The sequence below is a fragment of the Paenibacillus sp. FSL R5-0519 genome, assembly GCF_037974275.1.
Taxonomy (GTDB): Bacteria; Bacillota; Bacilli; order Paenibacillales; family Paenibacillaceae; genus Paenibacillus.
The window spans coordinates 1,076,707-1,089,475 of the sequence record NZ_CP150234.1 but is presented as its reverse complement, the minus strand read 5'-3'; the positions used below and the strand labels follow the sequence as shown (position 1 = coordinate 1,089,475).

The 12,769-nt window shown below is 44.4% G+C and carries 11 protein-coding genes and 1 pseudogene; 2 read left to right on the top strand and 10 right to left on the bottom strand.

Annotated elements, in window-relative coordinates; translation table 11 throughout:
• Positions 1-237 precede the first annotated feature (237 nt).
• Entirely contained in the window at positions 238-2,643 is a 2,406-nt protein-coding gene (locus tag MKY73_RS04765; RefSeq protein ID WP_339305944.1) for an AraC family transcriptional regulator, read from the bottom strand.
• 215 nt (positions 2,644-2,858) lie between these two features.
• On the opposite strand from MKY73_RS04765, the gene MKY73_RS04760 reads away from it, so the two are divergent.
• Positions 2,859-4,214: a dipeptidase gene (locus tag MKY73_RS04760; protein ID WP_339237208.1), complete on the top strand. Its 1,356-nt coding sequence runs from the start codon at positions 2,859-2,861 to the stop codon at positions 4,212-4,214.
• A 489-nt stretch (positions 4,215-4,703) separates the two neighbouring features.
• On the opposite strand, the gene MKY73_RS04755 is transcribed toward MKY73_RS04760, so the two are convergent.
• From MKY73_RS04755 to MKY73_RS04740, 4 genes are all read right to left on the bottom strand, one after another.
• Positions 4,704-5,075: a hypothetical protein gene (locus MKY73_RS04755; RefSeq protein ID WP_339305942.1), complete on the bottom strand. Its 372-nt coding sequence runs from the start codon at positions 5,073-5,075 to the stop codon at positions 4,704-4,706.
• Between the two features lie 115 nt (positions 5,076-5,190).
• A complete protein-coding gene (nagA, locus tag MKY73_RS04750) occupies positions 5,191-6,405 on the bottom strand; it encodes an N-acetylglucosamine-6-phosphate deacetylase (protein ID WP_339305941.1) in 1,215 nt (404 codons plus the stop codon).
• On the bottom strand, positions 6,402-7,130 hold the full coding sequence (nagB, locus tag MKY73_RS04745; protein WP_339305939.1) for a glucosamine-6-phosphate deaminase: 729 nt from the start codon (positions 7,128-7,130) through the stop codon (positions 6,402-6,404). Before nagB ends, nagA begins: the two co-directional genes overlap by 4 nt.
• 4 nt (positions 7,131-7,134) lie before the next feature.
• Positions 7,135-7,998 carry a MurR/RpiR family transcriptional regulator gene (locus tag MKY73_RS04740; RefSeq protein ID WP_017692537.1) on the bottom strand — a complete coding sequence of 288 codons (864 nt, stop codon included), beginning with the start codon at positions 7,996-7,998 and terminating at the stop codon, positions 7,135-7,137.
• A 227-nt stretch (positions 7,999-8,225) separates the two neighbouring features.
• Between MKY73_RS04740 and MKY73_RS04735 the strand changes: the two genes are divergently transcribed.
• Positions 8,226-8,585, top strand: coding sequence for a hypothetical protein (locus tag MKY73_RS04735; RefSeq protein ID WP_339305937.1), 360 nt, complete (start codon positions 8,226-8,228; stop codon positions 8,583-8,585).
• Positions 8,586-8,742: 157 nt separating this feature from the next.
• On the opposite strand, the gene MKY73_RS04730 is transcribed toward MKY73_RS04735, so the two are convergent.
• The 5 genes and pseudogenes from MKY73_RS04730 to MKY73_RS04710 form a co-directional block, all read right to left on the bottom strand.
• A complete protein-coding gene (locus tag MKY73_RS04730) occupies positions 8,743-9,282 on the bottom strand; it encodes a DUF4303 domain-containing protein (protein WP_339305935.1) in 540 nt (179 codons plus the stop codon).
• A gap of 486 nt (positions 9,283-9,768) precedes the next feature.
• A pseudogene (locus tag MKY73_RS04725) lies at positions 9,769-9,867 on the bottom strand (LuxR C-terminal-related transcriptional regulator); the annotation flags it as partial.
• A gap of 10 nt (positions 9,868-9,877) precedes the next feature.
• A complete protein-coding gene (locus tag MKY73_RS04720; protein ID WP_339305933.1) occupies positions 9,878-11,425 on the bottom strand; it encodes a recombinase family protein in 1,548 nt (515 codons plus the stop codon).
• 12 nt (positions 11,426-11,437) lie between these two features.
• Positions 11,438-11,716: a hypothetical protein gene (locus tag MKY73_RS04715; protein ID WP_339305932.1), complete on the bottom strand. Its 279-nt coding sequence runs from the start codon at positions 11,714-11,716 to the stop codon at positions 11,438-11,440.
• 175 nt (positions 11,717-11,891) lie between these two features.
• Positions 11,892-12,236: a hypothetical protein gene (locus MKY73_RS04710; protein ID WP_339305930.1), complete on the bottom strand. Its 345-nt coding sequence runs from the start codon at positions 12,234-12,236 to the stop codon at positions 11,892-11,894.
• Between the last annotated feature and the right edge of the window lie 533 nt (positions 12,237-12,769).

The window sequence follows — 12,769 nt, the reverse complement described above, 5'->3', positions numbered from 1 at the left end:
CTGATACTCAGACTATACAGCCCTTCTTTTTCCGGCAACCTTCATTTTTTGCATGGCTACGACATGATGGTCTAGAAGCCCGCTATAACGCCATTCTTCCTTGATATTGGACATATCGTAGCAGATAGAATTGCACATTTTTGCAGGTTTATCCTTCTTTGTATTACAGTAAAAAAAAGAAAAAAACGACATCCGCTAATGCTGGATGCCGGTCACAAATGACAGACAGATGAACGGTTATTGTCCAAACCATTGTTCGCGATACTGACTCGGGGTAACTCCCTCCTGTTTCTTGAAGATCCGATTAAAATAACTATGCTGGTATCCTACAGCCACGGCAACATCATTGATTTTCATCGTTGTCTCCCTTAACAATTGCTTTGCCGCATCCATTCTCACACGTGTCAGATAATCAATAAAATTGATGCCTGACACTTGTTTAAAAGCCTTGCTCAGTGCATAGGGTGTCATCTGCTCCGCGTCAGCGCAGTTTTCCAGCGAAATATCGCTGCGGTAATGCGTATCAATATACAACATTGTACGTTCCACCACCTGTTTCAGCGGTTCCTGGGATCTTGCTTCGATCTCTTGGATATACGGTGTGAATACCTCATTCATCATCCATTGTCTCATCTGAAAAGGTTCACGAATACCGGATAGTCGTTCATACATGTTGCAACCACCAAACAGCTTATAAGGTGTCACTCCCGTTTGCAGCATCATGTGCTGAATACTGCCGAGTAATTGAAGCATCATCTGCTGCACCTGAAATTCGGTACTACCCGTCCGCGTAATCTCGCTCATGAATTGTTCCAGCACACGTTCCGCTTCGTCCTGCTTGCCCAGCCTGATCGCCTGCAGCAACTCACGTTCCAGTCCAAGCGGATAGGAAGCTGCTTCGTTTCTGCGGAAACACGCCTCATCCTCCAGATCGAGTATCTGACTTCCTTCCTCCACACTGCGATATGCCACGGCCTGTTCCATCTCGACGAATCGTCCGGGCAGTTCCTGAAGTGAAGCTGCTGGGCGACTGATCATCAAGGTCACCTTCATTCTGAGTGTTCGTCCAATGACCTCCACAAGCTCCTGTCCCCATAACATCGCTTGTGACTTTACAGGTTCGTCCTGAGGAGCGATCACAAGCATGGCGGAAGACAGGTCATGAAAGTTCATGACACTGATCTGCCTGAAAACATTTTTTGCCACTTCCTGTGTAATATTCACTGCTGCAAAGGTGACCAAACCCGTGTCCTGGCTTCCAAATCTGCCTTGCAGCTGCTCATATCCCGTAAAATACATCTGCACCAGTAAATACTGCTGACCCTCCAGCTCAAATCCGAGATGACGCATCCGCTGCTGAAGATCCTGCTCGTTATAGGCATATAGATGTCCCTGCACAAGTTGTAAGACAAAGCTGTCGCGCAGATGGGGAAGCTGCTCCTGCAGCTGGCGATGTGCCGTTACACTGCGGGAGGTCAGTTCGTTCCATTGTTGCTCCAGTAGCTCAAACTCGTCCAGCTTCTCATCCGTTGGTGTAGTTTCGTTTCTGCCAGGTGTAAGCAGGTGTAGCATCCGTGCTACAGGCGAATAGATGCGGCGGGAAGCAAACCAGGATAACAACAATCCCAGGATGAGACTGCCTGCACTCGCAATGACGATGATCTTGGATACCAGCTTGACGGGCGAAGTGACTGAGGTCAAAGGTGCTGCGGAGACGTACGTCCAGTCCGAATCAATCCGACTCAACGAGCCATATGAGACAGAATAGGTCTGATCCTCATATCGGAACAGGAATGAGCGGCTATCGGCATGCAGGGCCACTTCTTTTTTTAGCTGCTGTTCAAAAGCAGAAGTCTCCCCCGCCGTTCCCGGATTCCCGGTAACCAGTGTGTTACCTTCCTGATCCATAAGGAACGTTAAACCTTCATCATAAGGCGTAAGCGTTTTCAATAAACTGGCGACTTTCTCGTTATCCAGCGTAATAATCAGTGCACCAAATGGATTCATGCTCTCCCCTGGGATCTTATGTACGAGAACGAGTGCATTGCCTGCATCCGTATGCAGTAGACTATTGTTGGTCGAAGGGACGGTATCTCGGTTGATGCCCGAAACCCAGTCTGTCCAGTACACGTGGTTGCCCATGGAGAGATAACGATCATACGCTTGTACTTTGGCATCATCATTCAACTCGTTATAATCCCGATTAAACAAGATCGGCTTCGGTTCCTGCAAATACAGCTGTGCTGACTTGATCAACGGGTGGGAACCTTGTAGTACATATAATGTAGTGACAATCTCCTGCGTTTCATTAAAATAATACACAAAATCCAGCGTTCGTAACGCATTGCCAAACCTCGGTTCAAAAGCCCAATGAGATAAGTTCATCTCCAGATAGGCCAGTTGATCATCCACATTGCGTGCCCGATTCTCGATCTGGTTCTGATGCATCCGATTGAATTCGGTTTCCATCCGGCCAACCACCTGTTGATACATCACGATACCTGTGATTAACCCGGGAATACTGGCAATGAGTAAAATAAGCATCAGGCTGTTTCGATAAAATCGTCCTTTATGTCTTCCTGCTTTGAAATCGGATAACCGCTTGAATCTGCCCATTATTCGATCATTCGTCGTCGGTTCCATCGCTACTCACCTGCCTGCTTGCATCGAGTCTGACTGTCATGGAAACTTCCTCAACTCCCTTGAGAATATATGGATGAAATCCTTTTCTTGTATTATACGCACAATCATCAGGTGAATGAAATGATCTGTAACCGATCATTTTTTTAACCAATGTTTTATTAACATGACAAAATGGATTACAATGAGATAAAGCAAACATCAAGGAGGCCTTTTTAATGAAAGAACAGACTTACTTTGAACAAAATAGAGAAAAACACCTGGCAGAACTGAATGAATGGTTATCCATTCCAAGTATCTCCGCCATTTCAGAGCATAAAGAGGATGTTAATCGTGCAGCACAATGGGCAGCAGATGCGCTCACACGTGCAGGCATGGAAAACGTAGAGGTCATTCCAACGGCTGGACATCCGATTGTCTATGCAGATCACCTGCATGCACCCGGCAAACCGACAGCTCTAATCTATGGTCATTATGATGTACAACCTGTAGATCCCCTTAATCTATGGGACACGCCTCCTTTCGAACCTACCATTCGTGATGGCAAGCTGTTCGCTCGTGGTGCAACGGATGACAAAGGACAGATCTTCCTACATATCAAGGCTGTAGAAGCCATTCTCGCCGAAAACAAAGAACTTCCGGTTAACATCAAGTTCTGTATCGAAGGTGAAGAGGAAATCTCCAGTCCGAACCTGCCCATCTATCTGAATGACAATACGGACAAGCTGCGTGCAGACATGATACTGATCTCGGATACGTCCCTGCTTGAAAAAGGGAAACCGGCGATCTCCACTGGCCTGCGTGGTCTATGTTCGCTTCATGTGGATCTGAACACAGCCAATACCGACTTGCACTCCGGTTCATTTGGTGGTGGTGTACCCAACGCACTTCATGCACTCGTATCCCTGCTCGCATCGTTGCATGATGAGCAAGGCCGTGTGAGTGTAGATGGATTTTACGATGGCGTTCTGCCACTGTCTCCTGAGATGAGAGAAGAATTTGTGAAACAGGGCTTCAATGAAGAACAGCTTCGTCAAGACCTCGGACTGGAGCAATTGTACGGCGAAGAAGGTTACTCGTTCGTGGAACGTGTTGGCGCTCGTCCAACATTGGAACTGAATGGGGTATGGGGTGGTTTCCAGGGTGAAGGCAGCAAAACGGTTATTCCGAAGGAAGCTCATGCCAAAATCACCTGCCGCCTCGTAGCGGACCAAGACCCACAACATGTATTGGATCGTATCGAAGCACATCTGCGCGCTCACGTTCAACCGGGCGCAACCCTGCATGTGAAACAGATCGAGAAAGCTTTTGCTTTCAATATCGATCCTGCCAATCCCATTCTGCAAAAAGCGGCAGATGCATATGAGCATGTGTATGGCGTTCGTGCCCTCTTTACCAAAGATGGCGGTTCCATTCCGATTGTTGAGAAGCTCTCACGTGTACTCGAAATCCCTGCAGTCATGATGGGCTTTGGTTTGCCCGATGAGAATCTGCATGCACCGAACGAGCACTTCAACCTGGAGAACTTTGATAAAGGGTTGTTGACGATTGTTCAGTTCTTGAAAAGTTTGTAAACACTCTTACACGGAGGTCACTACGCAGGGAGAATAAGCTTCCGATCGCTGTTATCCCCCGATTTCTTTGATTTCATTTTCTAAAGGGAGAAATTCAGGTGATAAAGGCGAACGCTCCGCTTCTTCAGCTTTTTTCTCCCCACTCCGTTAACGTGTAAATTATTTACTCAACTTCATAGAGGGGCAGGTAGATATTACAAAAACGGTGGCCTACAGTCATCGTTTTTATTTGAATCGATTTCGTCCCCTTCACTACCTTGCAGCTTGTCGCATGACTGATTTTGGATTGAGCCTACTTTACAAATGTAGGGTAGTAGGTAGGTATAAAAGTATACAAAAGGGGTGTGCCGTCCAACTTCATGACGGTACACCCCTTTTGTAATTGGTGATTTAGATCTATTTCGTTTCAATGTACGTTTATTAGCCCCTATAACTAGAAGGAGTAACCCACTTTCGGGACATCCTCCAGATTCTACTCCCCTCATTCCTTTATGTGCGGAAAGTCGTGAATTTCAGCATGTGCACAAGCTTGGATAAGTGTGCGATTTCCCGTTGGACGCCAGAAGTATCAGTCCCCGACATGGCCTGATTCGCTCGTAATGTTCTACGGGTGTTCAGCATACCTTCGATCAGTTTCATGACCGTGTTGCGTCCACGATGATCAACAATCATATACTTTTTGCGTGCATCCAGCTCTACCCACACGATGTTGCTGAATGATGTGAACAGATGCTTGCGGTACTGCTCCATATCGGTTTCATTGTAATGCTCGCCATAAAAGGCATAGTATCCGTGTATGTGCAACTTCTCCGCCAACACTGTGATGAACGGATCATGTTCGAGCATAGCGTTACGTTCCATGTTTCACGCCTCCGTTATGCGTGATCCGCAGATCCCGTCTTTTTGAGATCTATTTTAACATATTACGCAAGCTGTTGCCTCTCTTGCCTCTCCGCAAACATGTCCACGCTACAACTTACTCGCCGACCCGTCTGCCCTTCACCCATACACCCTCAATATCCAGCTCCGCATTCAGCAAAACGATATCTGCCTGTTTTCCCTGAGCCAGGGAACCTGTCCGGTGATCAATGCCCAGCAGGCGTGCGGGGGTCAGACTTGCTGCACGTGATGCAGCCTTCAGACTCAAGCCCACTTCCTGTACCAGGTAACGGAAACCGCGAATCATCGTCAGTGTGCTTCCGGCCAGTGCGCCGCCGTCCTTAAGTCTGGCCTCACCGTGCTTCACGATGACGGGCAGGTCGCCGATCTTGTATTCCCCGTCATCCAATCCCGCAGCAGACATGGCATCTGTGATCAACACGAGTTGATCATCCTGTTGCTTCAGCTGAGCGAGGATCGAGATCGCCGCAGGGTGTACGTGAATACCATCGGCAATCACCTCGGCACTGATGCGTGGATCACTTAACACAGCTCCGGCAGCTCCAGGTTGCCGATGATGCAACGGTGTCATGGCATTGAACGTATGTACCGCATGATGCAGTCCTGCTTCCACTGCCCGCTCCACCTCTTCATAGGTCGCATCCGTGTGGCCAAGTGCCGCTGTAATCCGCTGTTCTCGCAGCCATGAGATGACCTCCAGTGCGCCTTCACGTTCCGGTGCCAACGTAACTTGACGGATTAGGCCGGGATATTGCTTCTCCCATGTTTCAAGCCAGGATACATCAGGTAGAATGATATGTTCGGGATTTTGCGCACCAGGCCATTTCGGACTGAAAAACGGACCTTCCAGGTGCACACCCTCAAGCTGTGCATACCGCATCTCACCGGAACGATAACGAGCTACTTCAGCAAGTACGCTGTCCAGTCGCTCTTTCGGAGCGGTCATGGAAGTCGCAAGCATCGCTGTTGTGCCCTGTGTACTATGAAAAGAAGTGATTTTGTCCAGCACCTCTAGGCTTGCGTCCATAAAGTCTTCTCCGTTCCCACCATGCACATGGATATCAATGAATCCAGGCACAATGAGGCCGTGGTCCGGTACAGACAGCTGCAAAGCTTCTCGCCGAATCTGTTCAGGAAGACCTTCCGGTACCCCAGCATAGAGGATTTTTCCATCCCTCCAGGCTAATACACCGTCTTCCAATATCTCATTGGAAAGGAGCAGCTTGCCCCGAAGAAGAGAAATATTTTGTTCACGCTGGCTCCCAGATTCATGATTATTCGCTCTGGTCATCTCACCAGCCTCCCTGCTGCACGGTCCAGCAATACCACCACATTTGGATGACATTGCAATAGCGATGCAGGACAGGCCGTTGTAATTGGGCCCATGAACGCTTCGCGAATAATCTCGGCTTTTTCCTCGCCACGGGCAATGAGCAGAATCTGTTTGGCTTTCAAAATGGTTCCAACACCCATCGTGATCGCCTGAGCCGGAACCTCATCGATGCTGTCGAAGAAACGTGCATTTGCCTTACGTGTCTCTTCTTTGAGATCCACAACATGCGTTCGTCCTGTAAGTTCGGTTCCCGGTTCATTGAAGCCAATATGACCATTATGTCCAATGCCCAGCAGTTGCAGATCCACAGGTCCACGATCATCCAAGCGCTGTTCATAAGACTTACATTCCTGTTCCAGATCGGCAGCCTGACCATCAGGTACATGCGTTCTCGCAAGATCCATATCGATATGATGAAATAATTGTTCGTTCATGAAACTGCGGTAACTTTCACGATGCTCTGTTGGAAGTCCTACATATTCATCCAGATTGAATGAAGAAGCCTGCGAGAAACTGACCAATCCCTTCTGGTACAACATGATAAGCTGTTTATATATGCCTACAGGCGAACTTCCTGTTGCCAGACCGAGGACTGCACGTGGTTTGGTCTGCAATAAACTCGCAATGACACCAGCACCCGTGGCATTCAAATCTTCTTCATTTTCAAAAATACGTATATTCATCTGTTTAAGCACCTCCGTTGTGTTGTACGCGATAGGACTGCACGTTGTGATAGGATTGTTCCAGTCTCGGGATAAAACGGTCGAAGTCGGCACTTACCATGCCTGTGAACAAAATATCGACCACATGCAGCAGTGCAATACGTGAAGCCATATCTCCACGCCTCATGCCCTCTTCCAGAGAAGAGGTGAACAGTGGGATATCAGATACCGTTGCGAGTGTATTACTTCCATAGGAAGTCAGTGAAATCGTAGAAGCTCCGGCTTGTTTGGCACAATGCAGGGCATCAATGGTTTCGGGTGTTTCGCCTGAATAGGATACGGCCATTGCGACATCCCCCTCAGCGAGCGAAGATGCGGATGTGATCTGCATGTGGGAGTCGGAGAAAGCAGTACAACTTTTGCCAATCCTCACCAACTTCTGATAGAAATCCTGTGTCACAATCGACGAGGTCGCCACACCGTACAGATCAATACGGCGAGCCTGGCACAATAATTGCACCGCCTGCTCCAATCTGCCCAGATCCAGCAAACGGGTCGTATCAGCAATAGACGCGAGGTGGTTGGCTTCGATCGCTTCAACAATTTTGGATAGTGAATTGCCTGCTACAATGTCCTGATACGCCGTTTCATCAGAAGCGTGGGACAATTCTGCGGCGAGCTTCATTTTGAAATCGGGGAAGCCTTTGAAATGAAACGACTTGCAAAAACGGGTCACCGTTGCCGCACTTGTACCACTCTGCTCTGCCAGATGACTAATTGTCCAGCCGGGAATGTCCGACGGAGATTGCATAATGACTTCGGCAATACGTCGCTCCTGAGACGGAAGGTTATTCAGTTCTTGCTGCAACGCACGTAATATGGCTGCCATAAGGACCTCACTTGTATGAAAATTATTTTTATATATTTTTAACTTAATAAGAAAATCATTTTTATAACTTCATTCTAATCAAGACGATCCTGCAAATCAAGAGCAATTTCTCACGACTTTCGCAATGATACTGAACTTGTATAGACACTCACCTGCTTGATACACATCATAGGTATCCTTTATATTGAGAATCGAGATATGATCGTATTAAAAAAAGGAGCGATTCAATGAATCGAAGACAACGGAACAAACTTATTCCTTCCATCTGGATTATTGCTACCAAACCAACAGAAGGACACGTCTATTATGCCCTCTATGCCATCGACTGGAAACGCAGAGGTCGGCTCAGTTGGGAAGGCTGGGATCACTTTGAAGACCTGCTGCAATTTCATATTCCGATCAAACGAAAAGCTGGAGGACGGAAATCTTCTTCCACGCCTGCCGCCAAAATAGCGAAAAGAGCGCTCCATCTTCATCTGAATGAAGCACAGTTCGAGGAACTGGAGCAGCTCTTTTATCAGCCATTTTCGAAGAAAAGATGGAGGACGTTCCTTCAAATGCAGGGGAATCAACAAGTGATAAAGTGATATGAATGCTTGTTTCATTTTTTCACGCTAAAAGAAAAAAGCCTCTTCCCTTCTTTAGATAAAATAAAGAATTAGGAGAGACTTTCGCGGTATTAAAATTCAATTCGTTTTGATTCAATTTGCATTTAACTCAAAACTCAACTCAAGTTAACTCGTTCTAGTTCATGTCATCATATCGCTTTAGGAACGTGCTGACTAAGCCGGGTACCGTCATTTGATGAACCGATTGATTCTCAATCTCCTCCGCCAGATCGTCATCTGTTAGGGAAACGAAGAACGTAATGTCTGCTTTAGTTTGTCCATATCGAGCAAAAACATCATCGGCTGTCTCATTCACGACTTTAGCGATGATTCGAATGATCTCATTCTTATACTCCCTAACCTCTTCTGTTGCATACAACAATCGGCTGATGTGGTTAAAGTGCGTATCCTCGCCATACTGATATTCGGAGCAGCCCCATCTGTAATAGATCTCGTCCTCCTCACTGTCGCATAGCCCTTGCTCTTTCATTCTCGAAATGTGCGTTGCCAGGGATTCCTCGGTATTCACCGCCATAAACAGCGTTACCCAATCACTGTCCGTTCCAAATGCACAAACATATACTTTTTCATGTTGCACTTTAGCCAGCGTCTGTTCCAGATCGGATAGAAATCCCGCTCGAAATTGTTCTTCGAATTCATTCAAGAAACGGTCCATTCAGTTCTTCCTTTCATTATTTATTATAAGTTGAAATAGCGAATCGTTACACTTGACACTTCGATGACAGAATAACCTTCCGATCACTGTTATCCCCAGATTTCTTGAATCACTTTTATAGAAGTGGAAATCTGGGGAAAAAGGCGAACGCTCCGCTTCTTCAGGTCATTTCTGCCCTCCCCGTTCTAGTGTAAATATGTAGTTTAACTTACATAGATGTAGTACAAAAAAATCCCAACCAATTTGTTCAAACCATTGTTTCACTTTAGAGCCTTACCTACTGCCTTATCTGCTTGATATATGTAATCATTATGGTCTACCAAAATAATGAAAACAAGCGATGCTACATTTCGGATCTTCCCTCAATTTATTGTTAGTTCCCTCAATCCATGGTCCATACCAGCAAAAAAGCCTTGCCCCATTCTTCATGACAAAGAATAGAGAAAGGCTCTCATGCTGCTACTTAATCCTAACTGTAATTCGCAACTAAATCTTCAGTTCTCCAAGCTTAATCAGCTCGACAACTGCTTGCGAACGACCCTTAACATTGAGTTTCTGCATCACATTCGAAATATGGTTTGAAACACAAAAAAAACTATAGCCTACCCAATACGGAATGGATCTCAACATTGTTTGCTTTATCAACTGTAATGTTTGAAACTAATTTTTTCAGGATTAGGTTCACTTGGTCTACTTCAGAAAATTGTCCTAGGTCTGATAATTCATCAAGTGAGATGTTTATCTCCTTAAACTGTTCACTGTCATTCAAAGCTCGTTCTAATTCAGATTTCATTTTGGACAACCGTTCTTGTTTCTGTTTAATCTCTTGTTCATACTGTTCCTTCTCAAACTCATATTGCTCATCATCAATCTCATCATTTAACTTTTGCTTTCGGATTTCAAAAAGCAATTTACGTGCATTCTGTATCTGCTTCTCATATTTAGCGACTAACTTTCCGGTATCTTCTCTCGCTTTTTTAGTGAAGGTTACAGTCTTCCCCGACTTTGTTTTACTTCTCAGTTTCTCGCTCAATCTTTCAATAAGAGCATCTTTGAAATCATCGTATGGAATCCTATTGTGATTGTCACATCCAGTTTCGCCCTGTCTTCTTCTCTTAGAACAAACTAAGTAACGATAGCTGTTCTTCTTGCCATTAGAGGTCACAATATTCAATGAAGATCCACAATGCTTACACTTGATTATGCCAGCAAATACATTAACCTTGTTTCTTACCCCTCCACGCTTTCCACCGCCACGCTCTAACCGTATCTCCTGTGCCTTTCTAAATAGTTCCTCACTAACAATTGCTTCATGAGTCTGCTTACCGCTTTCTTCCCATAGCTCCTTGTCACGCTTAACCAACTTTCTAGATTTATCAGAGATATTGTTGATATCGTTATAGACCTTTACAACTGTAAATTTATTAAATATGTTTTTACCTGTATATATCTCATTCGTTAGTATACGCTCTACAGACGTTACTCCCCATTTCCCTCCTCTGTAAGAGGGAATTTTCTCTTTATTCAGATACTTTGTTATAGCTTTCTCACCCATCTTTTGATTGACATACATATCAAAAATGAGTTGAACGATCCTGGCACGTTCATTAGGTATAATGGTTTTCCTATCCTCGACCTTTATTTTGTCATAGCCTAATGGTGCAATAGTACCTAAATAATTTCCTTTCATTCCAGACTGACGTATACCTCTTCGTGATGATATGCTAATTTGCTCACTCAACTTTTGGTTAACTGCGGAGAATATTTGAAATTTAAACTCGTCATGATCAACTTGTGAATCATAGTTCTCGTCCAAGGATACAACCCTTAAACCAAGTTTATCCACAAGAGTTCTCTTCAAACCTAACGAGTCATACGTATCACGAGAGAATCTAGATAAAGAAGAAAAGAGGATGGTTTTAAAGTAACCCTTACCTGCATCCTCAATTAGTGTCTGAATAGATGGTCTTCCAACAATGGATGTACCACTATCCCTGTCTACATATATGTACTCTTCACGAACCTTTAAACTTAGCTGTCTGGCTTTTTCTTCACAATCCATCCGTTGGTGTTCTGGACTGAACTTTTGTGACTCCTTTGTTGTGGATACCCTAACATATATTGCTGCATCCTCATATCTCATGTGACTTTCCCCTCAGTCTGTAGATTTAATTGTGATATCATAGTCTGTAGCAGGGAAATTTTTGATCGCTCTTTGTACTACAGTATCAACTACAAATTGAATTGCTGCTTTTGCTTCTTCTTCGCTACGGTTATCGTCTATAAAAATAAAGTTGAATGATTTAGATTTTTTCTGCTTGTTTGTCTCCTTCATCCGTTGTACACCACCCGTATGACTTTCGTATGGATAATGTATGCGATTGCTGCTTGGACGAATGACAAACAATGTTTTTGCTGCACTTTGGATGTTCACTCACCTCCTCACCTTGTATATTCGATGTGATAGTAATTGTCACCCTGACACCCACGAGACTACTCAGTATTCTAAGACGTGTTCCATTTGTGTTTAGTGTAGTTTAGAGTGCTATGAATAGATGGATTGCGATTGAGTCTAGAGATAATCTTGCATGTTCTTTTGTTATGTACTTCTATTCTTGATCCTTCAACTTAATTTGCATTTGTTCAAAGGTAAACGGTTGATGCACATTGTATATTTGACCCTCAATCTCTATCTGTCCTATTGGTATGTATCCTTTATACACTTTCTGTTCATTCTCATTACTGTCTACTTCAATGCTTTTTTGACCAGTCGTTGATTGCTTCGATTGAATCAAAACTATTTTTCCATCTTGAGTGTTTGTAAAAACTCCAGTGTCGTTTTCTAGCTTAGGTAACCCCAAGTCTTTCTTTGCATCTGTTATCGAATCATATCTTCTAAATGTGGGGATTACATTGGATTGCTTGTTTCCCATCTCCAATGCATAAACTGGCATAGCCTGTGCCTTATATGAATTTTTCCCGAAAGTTAATATGGTAACACTGGGAATCCTTTAATCAGAAATGATTCCTACGTCTCTAATTCGGTCGACTTCGATAAGCTTAAGTGGGTAGTTGAATCCCCCCCTCCTACATGGGAGAGTATTGAGAACCTTTATCCTCAGATGTTGAAAATGTACAATGAAGACTTGCTAGTTTTGAACAAATTGCAGAAGCCACTAAAACAGACTGGTGGACTATAAAGCAAATGTATAAGGATAACCAAGCCATTTTGCTTACAACTAAAGAAAGAGGAGTAACAAGACGTGCTCGTGACTTTGAGAGGATATATGATTTGCACTTTGTTGATGGATTAGCTTTTACTCAAATTTATAAGGGATATGAATTTAGTCCAACTTACTGTGAACAGGTGCTCCAAGAAAACATACACAAGTTTAAGAAATGAAAAAATACCCCTCAAGAGAATAATATCTCAAGAGGGGTTAAGTTTTACCTATATTTGTTATTCATTTATATTTGAGTGCTAAAT

What these genes read in the sequence shown, in the direction of transcription:
- MKY73_RS04765 (WP_339305944.1), bottom strand. Translation starts at nt 2,643, where the DNA reads ATGGAACCGACGACGAATGATCGAATAATGGGCAGATTCAAGCGGTTA.
- MKY73_RS04760 (WP_339237208.1), top strand. Translation starts at nt 2,859, where the DNA reads ATGAAAGAACAGACTTACTTTGAACAAAATAGAGAAAAACACCTGGCA.
- MKY73_RS04755 (WP_339305942.1), bottom strand. Translation starts at nt 5,075, where the DNA reads ATGGAACGTAACGCTATGCTCGAACATGATCCGTTCATCACAGTGTTG.
- nagA (WP_339305941.1), bottom strand. Translation starts at nt 6,405, where the DNA reads ATGACCAGAGCGAATAATCATGAATCTGGGAGCCAGCGTGAACAAAAT.
- nagB (WP_339305939.1), bottom strand. Translation starts at nt 7,130, where the DNA reads ATGAATATACGTATTTTTGAAAATGAAGAAGATTTGAATGCCACGGGT.
- MKY73_RS04740 (WP_017692537.1), bottom strand. Translation starts at nt 7,998, where the DNA reads ATGGCAGCCATATTACGTGCGTTGCAGCAAGAACTGAATAACCTTCCG.
- MKY73_RS04735 (WP_339305937.1), top strand. Translation starts at nt 8,226, where the DNA reads ATGAATCGAAGACAACGGAACAAACTTATTCCTTCCATCTGGATTATT.
- MKY73_RS04730 (WP_339305935.1), bottom strand. Translation starts at nt 9,282, where the DNA reads ATGGACCGTTTCTTGAATGAATTCGAAGAACAATTTCGAGCGGGATTT.
- MKY73_RS04720 (WP_339305933.1), bottom strand. Translation starts at nt 11,425, where the DNA reads ATGAGATATGAGGATGCAGCAATATATGTTAGGGTATCCACAACAAAG.
- MKY73_RS04710 (WP_339305930.1), bottom strand. Translation starts at nt 12,236, where the DNA reads ATGCCAGTTTATGCATTGGAGATGGGAAACAAGCAATCCAATGTAATC.